Here is a 12,299-nt window from a genome sequence, read left to right on the forward strand (position 1 = left end):
CACTTTGGCTACCGAGGGGGCTGCCGAAGTCACGCCTGCGCTTCACGGAAATCCGGTTGCAAAAAAGCGCGGACGTACGGTCTGGGACCGGTCCGGCTTTCGTGATTCGGCGAGTGCGAATTGTAGCGCTGCCGGGGCGCTCGCGCCAGCGGTTATCGCGCTTCATGAACAGGCGATTGCGCATTCATTTCAATCCGGCCGCGTATGCGGCACCCGCTACCGGGTAGTGCCGGCCGCTGGCCGGCAATCCCTTTGGCGTCCCGTAACGCAAGGTTGCCGGCCAGCGGCCGGCACTACCGCCTCACGCCAGCAGGTCCCGCACCCGGTAGCTGCCGGGGGCCCGGCCCTGCAGTTGGCGGGCGGCAAACAGGGCGCCGCGGGCGAAGATGTCGCGGTTGGTGGCCCGGTGTACCAGCTCGATGCGCTCGCCCAGCCCGGTGAACTGCACCAGATGCTCGCCAACGATGTCGCCAGCACGCAGGCTGGCGTAATGCGGCTCCGCCCCGCCCCGCTGCGCGGCCGCGCCCAGGGTCAGCGCGGTGCCCGAAGGTGCGTCCTTCTTCTGCGTGTGGTGCGATTCGACGATATCGCAGTCCCAGCCGGCCAGCGCCTGTGCCGCACGCTCGACCAGCTCGTCCAGTACCGCCACGCCCAGGCTGAAGTTCGAGGCCCAGACCAGCGGAATCTTCGCCGCTGCCGCATCCAGCGCCTGGCGCTGCGTGCTGGAAATGCCGGTGGTACCCGACACCAGCCCTGCCCCGCGATCCACGCACAGCGCCAGCAGCGGGTCGAAGCCCTCCGGCAGGCTGAAGTCGATCGCCACGTCGAACACCGGCGCACCGGGCAGTTCGCTGGCCGCGAAGAACGGCACGCCGTCGACCACGCGCTGCGCCGGCGCACGGCCGGTCACCGCAGCCACGATCTGCAGGGTATCGGGATGTTCGGCGGCCAGCCGCAGCAGGGCCTGGCCCATGCGCCCGGAGGCGCCGTGAATGAGCAATCGCAGGGGGGTCTGGTTCATGCCTGAAGGCTAGCGGCAGCACGCCCGCTCCGGCAAGCGCCATCGCTGCGATGCTGCATGCCCCTCGCGCGATGGCGCGCATTCCTCGCGACGTGCGGCGTCATCTGCACGCCTCTGTCAGCCCGCGCGACACCGGCGGTGACGGGTTTGCCACTGGACGCGGCAACGCTCCCCTTCAAGTCTGTGGCCCTTCCCTCAGCCCGGGCAAAACCCATGAAATCCTCGACCGTCTTCAGCAAATGCGCCAGGAAGACCGGTTATGCCGGGACGTCGACCACGCGCTACCGCTTGCTGGATGCCGCCCTGCTTGTCGTGAATCACCAGCGCGCCAGCGAAAGCCGGGGCTTTTATGTGAATGCTGGACTCTACTTTCCAGAGCTGCTCGCGTATCCCCTCGCGCCTGACGATCTTGAAACGGCTTTCCGGTACCGCTCCAGCATTCCCACGCCGCATGTCGACTGGCGGATCGAAGAAACGCCGGGCCTGCGCCGGACCTTCATCCAGCAGGATCTTGATGACCTGCTGGAGGCCGGTAACCGCGACGCGTTGAAGGCCCTGCTGCTCGATGCCCTGGCCGACGTGGCGGGTTTCGCAGCAGCCCATGGAAACCGCGAATCGGTGCGGCGATTGAATCAGGACGGGAACTTCCGCGCGATCATCCGCAGAGAGGTCTGAACCCCGGCGCGTGCGAACCAGGGTTCGCACCCACAGGTGGAAAGTTCGCAGCCTCCGGACAGCCGCCGTCGAGCATGGCTCGACGCTACTTCTTGGTCGGCCCGCAGCTGTCGCAACCGCCACAGGCGCCACCACCTCCACTGGCCGGCGGCGCGACCCTGCGCCCCAGCGCCTGCAGCCAGGCCGCGCGCCCCGGCTTCAGCAGGGCCAGCGCCAGCGTCCCGCGCAGCGTGCGCACGGTGCCCGGGAACTGCTTCTTCAGCACCACCCAGGCACTGACCAGCACGGCCACCGCGATGATCAGGTACTGGATCAGCAGGCCGGTATCCATCAGCCGCCTCCCAGCGCCCTGGTCACCTGGTAGGTGATCAGCGCGGCCACGTAGGCCGCAGCAAACAGGTAGAACGCGGCAAAGCCCATCTGCTTCCACGAGTTGGTCTCGCGCTTGATGGTAGCCAGCGTCGAGATGCACATCGGGGCGTAGATGTACCAGACCAGCAGCGACAGGGCCGTGGCCAGCGACCAGCCATCGCTGATCAACGGGGTCAGCGCCTGGCTGGCGGCATCGTCATCGGCGGCCGACAGCGCATACACGGTGGCCAGCGACGACACCGCCACCTCACGCGCGGCCAGGCCCGGAATCAGCGCGATGCAGATCTGCCAGTTGAAGCCCAGCGGTGCGAAGAACACCGCCATCGCATGGCCGATCCGGCCGGCGTAGCTGTAGTCGATGGCCGGCATCGTGGCATCGGCCGGTGCCGCCGGGAACGACAGCAGCACCCACAGCAGGATGGTCAGCGCCAGGATGATGCCGCCGACACGCTTGAGGAAGATCATGCCGCGCTCATACAGGCCGACCGCCAGGTCACGCACGTGTGGCAGGCGGTACGACGGCAGCTCCAGCATCAGCGGATGCTCGCTTTTGTCGCGGCGCCACTTCTTCATGATCCAGGACATCGCCAGCGCACTGAGGATGCCGGCCGCGTACAGGCCGAACAGGACCAGGCCCTGCTGGTTGAACACGCCCCACACCGTCTTCTGCGGAATGAAGGCACCGATCAGCAGCGCGTACACCGGCAGGCGCGCCGAGCAGGTCATCAGCGGTGCGACCAGGATGGTGGCCAGGCGGTCGCGCGGGTCCTGGATGCTGCGCGTGGACATGATGCCAGGCACCGCGCAGGCGAAGCTGGACAGCAGCGGGATGAACGAGCGGCCGGACAGGCCGGCGGCGGCCATCATGCGGTCGAGCAGGAATGCCGCACGTGGCAGGTAGCCGGATTCCTCCAGCACCAGGATGAAGAAGAACAGGATCAGGATCTGCGGCAGGAACACCACCACGCCACCGACGCCGGCGATGATGCCGTCGGTCAGCAGGCTGGCCAGCGGACCCTCCGGCAACACGCTGCCAACGAGAGCACCGAGCCAGGCGAAGCCAGCCTCGATGCCATCCATCAACGGCGTCGCCCACGCGTACACCGCCTGGAAGATCAGGAACATCACCACCGCAAGGCTGATCAGCCCGAACACCGGGTGCAGCAGCCAGCGGTCCAGCGCGTCGTCGATCTTCGCGGTCCGCGCCGGCATCCGCACGGCGACCGACAGGATCTCGCGCACCTTGGCGTGGTAGTCGATGCCACCTTCCGGGCCCGGCACCGGCGCATCCAGGTGCGGCACCATCGCATCGAGGCGCTCGACCAGGGCCCTGGCACCCTGCTTGCGCACCGCCACGGTCTCCACCACCGGTACGCCCAGCTCGCGCTCCAGCGCGGCCACGTCCACCTGGATGCCACGGCGCTGGGCCGCATCGACCATGTTCAGGGCGACCACCATCGGCTTGCCCAGCTCGCGCAGTTCCAGCGCGAAGCGCAGGTGCAGGCGCAGGTTGGTGGCGTCGATCACGCACAGCAGCACATCCGGCGCGGCTTCGCCCGGGTAGAAGCCCCGGCACAGGTCACGGGTGATCGCCTCGTCCAGGCTGGCCGGATGCAGGCTGTAGGCGCCCGGAAGGTCGAGTACCGCGAACTCGCGGCCGGACGGCGCACGCAGGCGGCCTTCCTTGCGCTCTACGGTGACGCCGGTGTAGTTGGCGACCTTCTGCCGGCTGCCGGTCAGCTGGTTGAACAGCGCGGTCTTGCCGCTGTTGGGGTTCCCGACCAGCGCGATGCGCAGCGGTGCAGCGGAGACAGTAGCGGTCATGCACGTCGTTCCTGGCTGGCGGCGTCGACCACGACGCGCTTGGCTTCGCTGATCCGCAGCGCGAACCGGGTGAACCCGACCTGCACCAGCAGCGGTTCGCCTCCCACCGGGCCCTTGGCCACCAGGCGTACTTCCTCGCCATTCACGAAACCCAACTCGCGCAGGCGACGGGCAATGGCATCGTTGGCATGCAGGTCCTGCACGGACTCGACCACGGCCGAGGTGTGCAGCGGCAGTTCGGACAGCGTCATCTAGCGTGTTCTCTGCTGGATGTAAATGGTTCTCGATTCTAACATTCCCGCGTCGCGTCATGGCCCATGACCAATGGCCCGCTATGATCCATACAGGTATGGAGTGACCCTGGAATCCCATGAACGATGCTTTGCAGATCGAGCGCCGCGGCGCCGTCCTCACCCTCTGGCTGAACCGGCCGGAGCTGCACAACGCCTTCGATGCCAGCCTGATCGCGCGGCTGACCGCCGCGCTGGAGGCCGCCGGGCGCGACGATTCGATCCGGGCCGTGGTGGTGGCCGGTCACGGCGCCTCCTTCTCGGCCGGTGCCGACATGCAGTGGATGCGCGGCATGGCGGCGGCCAGCGAAGCCGACAACCGCGAGGACTCGCTGGCCCTTGCACGGCTGATGCGCACCCTGGACGAGCTGCCCAGACCGACCCTGGCCCGGGTCCACGGCGCGGCCTTCGGCGGCGGTGTCGGCCTGGTCGCCTGCTGCGACATCGCCATCGCCAGCACCTCGGCCCGCTTCGGCCTGACCGAAAGCCGCCTGGGCCTGCTGCCCGCCGTCATCTCGCCCTACGTGATCGAGGCCATCGGCCCCCGCCAGGCCCGTCGCTGGTTCGCCACCGGCGAGCACTTCGATGCCGATACCGCGCTGCGCATCGGCCTGGTCCATCAGCTGGTCGAGCCCGAGCGCCTGGACGAGGCGCTGGAACGCCAGCTGGCGCTGCTCGACAAGGCCGGCCCGATCGCCTCGTCCACCGCCAAGCAGCTGGTGCGGCAGGTCCGGGACAGCCATGACCGCGACGCCCTGGATCGCGATAACGCGGCCCTGATCGCGCGCCTGCGGGTGTCCGCCGAGGGCCAGGAAGGCCTGGGCGCCTTCCTCGACAAGCGCGCCCCCCATTGGGTCACGGAAGCCTGAACATGCTCGATCATCTTGGTTTGACCAGCGCCGACCTAGCGCGCAGCAAGACCTTCTTCCTGCAGGCGCTGGCGCCGCTGCAGATCGGCGTGGTGATGGAAGTGAGCGCCGAACAGACCGGCGACCACGACCACGTCGGCTTCGGCAGCGACGGCAAGCCGTTCTTCTGGCTCGGCAATGGCGGCACCGCCAGCCACGGCGTGCACGTGGCCTTCGCCTGCGCCCGCCGCGCGCAGGTGGACGCCTTCCACGCCGCTGCCCTCGCCGCCGGTGGCCGCGACAACGGCGCCCCGGGCCTGCGCCCGTGGTACCACCCGGATTACTACGCTGCCTTCGTGCTCGACCCGGACGGCAACAACATCGAAGCGGTCTGCCACCTCCCCGCCGCCGGGGTGGCCGCATGAGCGACTACGTCCGCATCGTCGAGGTCGGCCCGCGTGACGGCCTGCAGAACGAAAAGCAGTTGGTGTCCACCGCCGACAAGATCGAACTGATCAACCGCCTGTCGGCCACCGGCCTGCGCAGCATCGAGGCGACCAGCTTCGTCAGCCCGAAGTGGATTCCGCAGCTGGCCGATGCCGCCGAGGTCTACGCCGGCATCCAGCGCCGCCCCGGCATCCACTACCCGGTACTGGTGCCGAACGAACAGGGCTACGACCGCGCCCGAGCGGTCGGCGTCGAGGAGGTGGCGGTGTTCACTGCCGCGTCCGAGGCGTTCAACCGCACCAATACCAATGCCAGCATCGACGCGTCGCTGGCCCGGTTCGAGCCGATCCTGCGCCGCGCAGCCGCCGATGGCGTGCGCGTGCGCGGCTACGTCTCCACCGTGCTCGGTTGCCCCTACCAGGGCGAGGTGCCGCTGGCCGACGTGGTGCGCGTGGCGCGCGCGCTGCACCAGATGGGCTGTTACGAAATCTCGCTGGGCGACACCATCGGCGTCGGCACCCCGCGCAAGGCACGGGCGATGCTGCAGGCGGTGGCGGCCGAGATTCCGATGGAAGCCTTGGCCGTGCACTTCCACGACACCTACGGCCAGGCCATCGCCAACATCGCCACCTGCCTGGAAGAAGGCGTGCGCGTGGTCGACAGCGCCGTGTCCGGCGCCGGTGGCTGCCCGTATGCCAAGGGTGCCAGCGGCAACGTCGCCAGCGAAGACGTGGTCTACCTGCTGCAGGGCCTGGGCCTGGACAGCGGCGTGGACTTGCCGGCACTGGCCGAGACCGGCCGCTGGCTGGCTGGCCTGCTCGGTCGCGCCACCGCCAGCCGCACCGGCCAGGCGCTGGCCGCCGCAGGTTGACCGTCGCGCTGCGCCGCCCTGCTGCGGCGGCGCAGTGCACAACAGCGACGGTCGCCGCTTCCGTTAGAATCGGCGGTTCTCGAACCAGCAGGACCGTGCAATGCAGCTGTCTTCCGTACGTGCCGTGATCACTGGCGGCGTCTCCGGCCTCGGCCTGGCCGTGGCCCAGCACCTCGTCGCCCAGGGCGGCAAGGTGGCCCTGTTCGACCTCAACGACGACAAGGGTGCAGCTGCCGTTGCCGGGCTGGGTGCCGACAAGGCCCGCTATTTCAATGTCAACGTCAGCGATGAGGCGGCCGTGGCTGCAGCCATCGACCAGGCCCACGATTTCCTCGGCGGCCTGAACGTGGCGATGAACTGCGCCGGCATCCTCGGCGCCGGTCGCGTGCTCGGCAAGGAAGGCCCGATGCCGCTGGCCGGCTTCCAGGGCACGGTGATGGTCAACCTGGTCGGCAGCTTCAACGTCGCCAAGGCCGCGGCCAACCGCATGCAGCACAATGAAGCCGGCACCGACGGCGAGCGCGGCGTGATCATCAACACCGCCAGCATCGCCGCCTATGAAGGCCAGATCGGCCAGGCCGCGTATGCCGCCAGCAAGGGCGGCGTGGTGTCGATGACGCTGCCGATGGCACGCGAACTGTCGCGCTTCGGCATCCGCGTCAACACCATCGCCCCAGGCGTATTCTGGACGCCGATGGTCGATGGCATGCCCGAAGCCGTGCAGCAGTCGCTGGCCGCCTCGATCCCGTTCCCGCCGCGCCTGGGCAAGCCGGAAGACTTCGCCAGCCTGGTCGGCTTCATCCTTGGCAACACCTACCTCAATGGCGAGACCATCCGCCTGGACGGCGCTACCCGCCTCGCTCCGAAGTGATTCCCCCGGGCGCCGGGACGGCGCCCTCCCCCAACGACCTAGATCACCATGAAAGCCAACGACATCAAGAAGGGCAACGTCGTCGAGTACAACAACGGCGTGTACCAGATCCGCGACATCGAGCGCAGCTCGCCGCAGGGTCGCGGCGGCAACGTCCGCTTCCGCTTCATCATGTACAGCGTGCCGGGCGGCAACAAGCTCGACGCCAGCTTCGATGCCGACGACAACCTGGTCGAGGTCGAACTGCTGCGCCGCCAGTCCACCTATTCGTACAAGGACGGCGATGCCTTCGTGTTCCTCGATGACGAGGACTACACCCCGTACACCCTGGATGCGGACGTGATCGGCGACGACGCCGGTTACATCACCGACGGTCTGACCGGCATCTACGTGCAGGTGATCGACGAGCAGCCGGTGGCGATCCAGCTGCCGGCCTCCGTGGTGCTGGAAGTGATCGAGACGCCGCCGGAACTGAAGGGTGGCACCGCCACCAAGCGCCCGAAGCCGGCCAAGCTCAACACCGGCATCGAGATCATGGTGCCGGAGTACATCGTCAACGGCGAGCGCGTGCTGGTGAACACCGCCACCGGTGAATTCGCCGGCCGTGCCGACTGAGCACCCTGCGCCGATCGCCTGCCGCTCCCTGCCTGCGGCGTGTTCGCCGCAGGCAGCGGACGGATCATCGGTGGCAGCGGTTGTGTAGAGCCGAGCCCACGCTCGGCTGCTGTGGGCTGGACAGCTACTGCAGCCGAGCGTGGGCTCGGCTCTACAGGTAACTTACGGCTGTTTCGCACCGAAGTTGCCGCAGCCATGGTACTGGCGGGTACCGACAGTCAGCATCGCCTTGGCCTCGAATGTCTCGCCGCTCATGTCATCCTGGCAGGTGGTGCGCTGGAAGCTGAGCTTGACGTCGGTGCCGTCGGACGCCTTCCCGCTCCATCCATCAGCGCCCTGGGTGGGTTTGGCCACGTCGAAGCGGCGCTCGCCATAGTCAACTTCCACCTGCAGGCCCGGCATATCGCCATCGACGACTGCAAGCCATCCAGGTTCATTGCCGGTGGCACGGAACGCGGCATTGCCGGCGCTGCCATCGCCTTCGGTAGCTTCCACCGCATGGCACTCGCGATCCGGTTCGCCCTTCAGGCTCAGCAGGCCATCATTGCTGCCCCTGGTCCAGAAGCTGTTGCCAAGGCCATCGCTGTACTTGGCGCCGGATGCCGCGCGCTCGGAGGTCATGGCGAAGCTACGCTCGCCGATCACCAGCGTGGCAGCATCCTCGCCATTGAATGTCGCGCCCACACTCAGATCACCACACTGGTAGGCGGTCTCGCTGCCACCTTCCGTGTTGGCGCTCGGCTGCGGCGTGGCAGGCGGGGCGTCATTGCTGCCCGCCGCGGGTGCCTGGGCCGGCTGGCACGCGGCCAGGACCAACCCCAGGGAGGCTGCCAACAGACTGGGAACTACACGCATGGCTCGACTCCTTGTCGACACTACAGGAATGCTCGACCCTACCACCTCGTGGTGAGCGGGGCCTGAAAACGGCCTGACCGCACTCATGAGGCCAGCGCCGCCATCGACAGCAGCTGCGCGCCACTGCCGCCGGAACTGCAGGTCCAGACCCGCAACAGGCGCAGCTTCACTTCGCGCTCGCGGCCCTGCTGCCAGACCGACATCCGTACGTCGCTGGACAGCAGTGCCAGGCGACCACACAGCAGCGTTTCAGCTGCGTGCAATTGCAGGCCTCGCACCTGCAGGCTACCCGCCAGCCAATCGCCCAGCCACGGCAGCTCGAGCATGCGGCCGCCGTGGCCGTCCATCATGAACAAGGCCGGCGATACCAGCGCGGCCAGCGCATCGTGATTGTTCTCCAGCAGCGCTGCGCACAGGCGCTGCTCCAGCGCCAGCAACTGCTGCTCATGCAGATCTTCAACGATGTTCCGTTCCATCCACGGTTCCTCCCGGCATCGGCCGGCGCCTGCGCAGGCGTTGCGCGATCCACTGCCGCGCGCCCTGCACCACTACATAGAAGACCGGCACGAAGAACACGGCCAGCACGGTCGCACTGACCATGCCGCCGAACACACCGGTTCCAATCGCCTGCTGGGTTTCCTTCGACGCGCCCTGCGCCAGCATCAGCGGCACCACGCCCAGCGCGAATGCCAGCGAGGTCATCACGATCGGCCGCAGTCGCAGCCGCGCTGCCTCCAGCGCTGCTTCAACCAGGCCGCGACCCTGCTGCTGCAGCTGGCGCGCGAATTCGACGATGAGGATCGCGTTCTTCGCCGACAGCCCGATCACGGTGATCATCCCGACCTTGAAGAACACGTCGTTGGGCATGCCCCGCAACAGCACCGCGGCGACCGCGCCAAGCAGGCCCAGTGGCACCACCAGCAGCACCGCCAACGGAATCGACCAGCTCTCGTACAGTGCCGCCAGCACCAGGAACACCACCAGCATCGACAGCAGCAACAGCCACGGCGCCTGCGCCCCCGACTCACGCTCCTGCAGCGACTGGCTGGTCCACTGCAGGGCGAAGCCGGACGGCAGCTTCTCCGCCAACCGCTCCATCTCCGCCATGGCCTGGCCGGTCGATACGCCGGAGGCCGGTGCGCCGGACAGGTTCAATGCCGGGAAGCCGAGATAGCGCTGAAGCTGCAGCGGCGCCTCGGTCCAGTACGGCGTCACCAGTTCCGACAACGCCACCATGCCGCCCTCGCTGTTGCGCACGTACAGCTTCAGCACGTCTTCCAGCTCCATCCGGTGCGGCGCATCGGCCTGCAGGATCACCTGCTGCAGCCGCCCCTTGCTGGGGAAATCGTTGACGTACTGCGAGCCCATCGCCGCAGACAGCGTACTGCTGATCTGCTCGAACCCCACGCCCATCGCCTCGGCCTTGGCGCGGTCGATGTCCAGCCGCACGCTGGTACCTGCCGGCAGGCCATCGGCATGCACCTCCGACAGCAGCGGACTGGCCTCGGCCAGCTTCAGCAGCTGCTGCAGGGCCGCACGCAGTTCGGACTGGCTCTGCCCGGTGCGCGCCTGCAGGGCCAGCGAGAACCCGGACGAGCGCCCCAGGCTGTCGATGGCCGGCGGCATCACGCTCATCACCTCGCCCTCGGCAATCGTGGCCATCGCCTTCTGCGCGGCCTCCACCTCACCGGCCGCGGTTGCGCCTGCGCGCTCACCCCAGTCCTTCAGCATGGTGTAGGTCAGCGCCGCACTCGGGCCGGAACCGGAAAAGCTGTAGCCGAGGATCGACTGGTTGGAGCCGATGCCCGGGCGCGAGGCCACGTGCCGTTCGTAGGCTTCGACCACGGCCAGCGTACGCTCGGCCGTCGCCTCGGCCGGCAGCTGGATCGAGGTCATGAAGTAGCCCTGGTCTTCTTCCGGCAGAAATGCACCCGGCAGCCAGTGCAGGCCCAGCAGCAATGCCGCCACCAGTGCGGCGAACACGCCCATCACCCGCCCGCTCCGCTGCAGCAGCGACGCCACACCACGCTGGTAACGCCCGGTCATCCGCTCGAAGCCCCGGTTGAAGGCGCCGAACAGCCCGCCGCGACCGCGATGGCCGTGGGTGGCCTGGCGCAGCAGGGTCCCGCACAGCGCCGGCGTCAGGCTCAGGGCCAGCAGCGCCGAGAACAGGATCGACACCGTCATCGCCACGGTGAACTGGCGGTAGATCGCGCCCACCGAACCACTGGCGAACGCCATCGGGATGAACACCGCAGTCAGCACCAGGGTAATGCCGATCACTGCGCCGGTCAGTTCACGCATCGCCTTGATGGTGGCCTCGCGCGGCGGCAGGCCCTCCTCGGCCATGATCCGTTCCACGCCCTCAACCACCACGATCGCGTCGTCGACGATGATGCCGATCGCCAGCACCATGCCGAACATGGTCAGCACGTTGATCGAGAAGCCCAGGGCCAGCATCACCGCGAAGGTGCCCAGCAGTGCGATCGGTGCGACCAGCGCTGGAATCAGCGTGTAGCGCCAGTTCTGCAGGAACAGGTACATCACCGCGAACACCAGCAGCATCGCCTCCAGCAGCGTCTGCACCACCTTCTGGATCGAGATCTTCACGAACGGCGCGGTGTCGAACGGGATGCTCGCTTCCACCCCGCGCGGCAGCAGCGGTGCCAGCTCAGCCATGCGTTCACGCACCGCCGCAGCGGTACGCACCGCGTTCGCGCCCGGGCGCAGCTGCACGCCGGCGGCGGTGGCAGGATGACCATCCTCGCGGGTGCCCCAGGCATAGCTCTGCGCGCCCAGCTCGACGCGGGCGACATCACCCAGCACCACCCGTGAACCGTCGGCGCCGGCACGCAGTACGATCGCCGCGAACTGTTCCGGCGTAGACAACTGACCGTCGGCGCTGAGCGGCACGGTGATGCGCTGGCCTGGAACACCCGGCGAATCACCAATGCGTCCTGGCGAAATCTCCAGGTTCTGCTGCTCGATGGCGGTTGCCACATCGCCCATGGTCAGGCCGTAGCCGGTCAACCGGGTCGGGTCCAGCCACACGCGCATCGCCTGCTCGGCACCGAACAACTGCACGCGGCCGACGCCATCGATACGGCGCAGCTCTTCGATGATGTTGCGCGCCATGAAGTCGCCCAGCGCGGCCTCGCTGACGCTGGCATCGGGCGAACGCAGGCCGACCAGCATCAGGAAGCCGGAATCAGCGGCCTCCACGAACAGGCCGTTCTGGCGCACGCTGCGCGGCAGCCGTGGTTCGATCGCCTTGATCCGGTTCTGCACGTCCACCTGCGCCAGCTCCGGATTGGTGCCGGGCTTGAAGGTGGCAGTGATCGACGCTTCGCCGGACGTGTCCACCGACGACTCGAAGTACAGCAGGTGCTTGACACTGGACAGCTCGCGCTCGATCAGGCCAACCACTGCATCATTCAGCGTCTGCGGGCTGGCACCCGGGTAGCTGGCATAGATGCTGACGCTGGGCGGGGCGACTGCTGGATAGCGCTCCACCGCCAGCCGTGGGATCGCCAGCGCGCCGGCCAGGATGATGAAGATCGCCAGCACCCAGGCGAACACCGGGCGATCGATGAAGAAACGTGCCATGTTG

Annotated in this window: 13 protein-coding genes; 6 read left to right on the forward strand and 7 right to left on the reverse strand. The window is 67.8% G+C overall.

Going from position 1 to position 12,299, the window contains the following annotated elements; all coding sequences use genetic code 11:
• Positions 1-301: 301 nt before the first annotated feature.
• On the reverse strand, positions 302-1,021 hold the full coding sequence (gene dapB, locus AC5P66_RS14070; protein WP_099487494.1) for a 4-hydroxy-tetrahydrodipicolinate reductase: 720 nt from the start codon (positions 1,019-1,021) through the stop codon (positions 302-304).
• A 213-nt stretch (positions 1,022-1,234) separates the two neighbouring features.
• Between dapB and AC5P66_RS14075 the strand changes: the two genes are divergently transcribed.
• Positions 1,235-1,696 carry a DUF4304 domain-containing protein gene (locus AC5P66_RS14075; RefSeq protein ID WP_049416279.1) on the forward strand — a complete coding sequence of 154 codons (462 nt, stop codon included), beginning with the start codon at positions 1,235-1,237 and terminating at the stop codon, positions 1,694-1,696.
• A gap of 85 nt (positions 1,697-1,781) precedes the next feature.
• Here the strand turns inward: AC5P66_RS14075 and AC5P66_RS14080 are convergent, their stop codons facing one another.
• From AC5P66_RS14080 to AC5P66_RS14090, 3 genes are read right to left on the reverse strand one after another with little or no spacing between them, the layout of a single operon-like run.
• Positions 1,782-2,027 carry a DUF6587 family protein gene (locus AC5P66_RS14080; protein ID WP_049416281.1) on the reverse strand — a complete coding sequence of 82 codons (246 nt, stop codon included), beginning with the start codon at positions 2,025-2,027 and terminating at the stop codon, positions 1,782-1,784.
• Positions 2,027-3,892, reverse strand: a complete 1,866-nt coding sequence (gene feoB, locus AC5P66_RS14085) for a ferrous iron transporter B (protein ID WP_049416282.1) — start codon at positions 3,890-3,892, stop codon at positions 2,027-2,029. Before feoB ends, AC5P66_RS14080 begins: the two co-directional genes overlap by 1 nt.
• Positions 3,889-4,143 (reverse strand): FeoA family protein, encoded by a 255-nt coding sequence (locus AC5P66_RS14090; RefSeq protein ID WP_005416370.1) that lies wholly within the window; start codon positions 4,141-4,143, stop codon positions 3,889-3,891. The genes feoB and AC5P66_RS14090 overlap by 4 nt, the downstream gene beginning before the upstream one ends.
• Positions 4,144-4,262: 119 nt before the next feature.
• On the opposite strand from AC5P66_RS14090, the gene AC5P66_RS14095 reads away from it, so the two are divergent.
• The 5 genes from AC5P66_RS14095 to yeiP all read left to right on the forward strand — a co-directional run bounded on the left by AC5P66_RS14095 (position 4,263) and on the right by yeiP (position 7,834).
• On the forward strand, positions 4,263-5,051 hold the full coding sequence (locus AC5P66_RS14095; protein WP_150826554.1) for an enoyl-CoA hydratase/isomerase family protein: 789 nt from the start codon (positions 4,263-4,265) through the stop codon (positions 5,049-5,051).
• Positions 5,052-5,053: 2 nt separating this feature from the next.
• Positions 5,054-5,455 carry a VOC family protein gene (locus AC5P66_RS14100; protein WP_130768131.1) on the forward strand — a complete coding sequence of 134 codons (402 nt, stop codon included), beginning with the start codon at positions 5,054-5,056 and terminating at the stop codon, positions 5,453-5,455.
• Positions 5,452-6,348 carry a hydroxymethylglutaryl-CoA lyase gene (locus AC5P66_RS14105; RefSeq protein WP_263467636.1) on the forward strand — a complete coding sequence of 299 codons (897 nt, stop codon included), beginning with the start codon at positions 5,452-5,454 and terminating at the stop codon, positions 6,346-6,348. The genes AC5P66_RS14100 and AC5P66_RS14105 overlap by 4 nt, the downstream gene beginning before the upstream one ends.
• A gap of 100 nt (positions 6,349-6,448) precedes the next feature.
• Entirely contained in the window at positions 6,449-7,219 is a 771-nt protein-coding gene (locus tag AC5P66_RS14110; protein WP_099487498.1) for an SDR family oxidoreductase, read from the forward strand.
• Between the two features lie 48 nt (positions 7,220-7,267).
• Positions 7,268-7,834, forward strand: a complete 567-nt coding sequence (gene yeiP / locus AC5P66_RS14115; protein ID WP_005409468.1) for an elongation factor P-like protein YeiP — start codon at positions 7,268-7,270, stop codon at positions 7,832-7,834.
• 162 nt (positions 7,835-7,996) lie between these two features.
• On the opposite strand, the gene AC5P66_RS14120 is transcribed toward yeiP, so the two are convergent.
• The 3 genes from AC5P66_RS14120 to AC5P66_RS14130 form a co-directional block, all read right to left on the reverse strand.
• A complete protein-coding gene (locus tag AC5P66_RS14120; RefSeq protein ID WP_014646982.1) occupies positions 7,997-8,689 on the reverse strand; it encodes a COG3650 family protein in 693 nt (230 codons plus the stop codon).
• 83 nt (positions 8,690-8,772) lie between these two features.
• Entirely contained in the window at positions 8,773-9,165 is a 393-nt protein-coding gene (locus tag AC5P66_RS14125) for a nuclear transport factor 2 family protein (protein WP_099495860.1), read from the reverse strand.
• Positions 9,146-12,295, reverse strand: a complete 3,150-nt coding sequence (locus AC5P66_RS14130) for a multidrug efflux RND transporter permease subunit (protein WP_099495861.1) — start codon at positions 12,293-12,295, stop codon at positions 9,146-9,148. Before AC5P66_RS14130 ends, AC5P66_RS14125 begins: the two co-directional genes overlap by 20 nt.
• Between the last annotated feature and the right edge of the window lie 4 nt (positions 12,296-12,299).

The sequence above is a fragment of the Stenotrophomonas sp. YJH_SMC_122 genome (genome assembly GCF_059369535.1).

Bases quoted from the DNA above. Each gene is read 5' to 3' on its own strand.
- dapB (WP_099487494.1), bottom strand. From the start codon at position 1,021: ATGAACCAGACCCCCCTGCGATTGCTCATTCACGGCGCCTCCGGGCGC.
- AC5P66_RS14075 (WP_049416279.1), top strand. From the start codon at position 1,235: ATGAAATCCTCGACCGTCTTCAGCAAATGCGCCAGGAAGACCGGTTAT.
- AC5P66_RS14080 (WP_049416281.1), bottom strand. From the start codon at position 2,027: ATGGATACCGGCCTGCTGATCCAGTACCTGATCATCGCGGTGGCCGTG.
- feoB (WP_049416282.1), bottom strand. From the start codon at position 3,892: ATGACCGCTACTGTCTCCGCTGCACCGCTGCGCATCGCGCTGGTCGGG.
- AC5P66_RS14090 (WP_005416370.1), bottom strand. From the start codon at position 4,143: ATGACGCTGTCCGAACTGCCGCTGCACACCTCGGCCGTGGTCGAGTCC.
- AC5P66_RS14095 (WP_150826554.1), top strand. From the start codon at position 4,263: ATGAACGATGCTTTGCAGATCGAGCGCCGCGGCGCCGTCCTCACCCTC.
- AC5P66_RS14100 (WP_130768131.1), top strand. From the start codon at position 5,054: ATGCTCGATCATCTTGGTTTGACCAGCGCCGACCTAGCGCGCAGCAAG.
- AC5P66_RS14105 (WP_263467636.1), top strand. From the start codon at position 5,452: ATGAGCGACTACGTCCGCATCGTCGAGGTCGGCCCGCGTGACGGCCTG.
- AC5P66_RS14110 (WP_099487498.1), top strand. From the start codon at position 6,449: ATGCAGCTGTCTTCCGTACGTGCCGTGATCACTGGCGGCGTCTCCGGC.
- yeiP (WP_005409468.1), top strand. From the start codon at position 7,268: ATGAAAGCCAACGACATCAAGAAGGGCAACGTCGTCGAGTACAACAAC.
- AC5P66_RS14120 (WP_014646982.1), bottom strand. From the start codon at position 8,689: ATGCGTGTAGTTCCCAGTCTGTTGGCAGCCTCCCTGGGGTTGGTCCTG.
- AC5P66_RS14125 (WP_099495860.1), bottom strand. From the start codon at position 9,165: ATGGAACGGAACATCGTTGAAGATCTGCATGAGCAGCAGTTGCTGGCG.
- AC5P66_RS14130 (WP_099495861.1), bottom strand. From the start codon at position 12,295: ATGGCACGTTTCTTCATCGATCGCCCGGTGTTCGCCTGGGTGCTGGCG.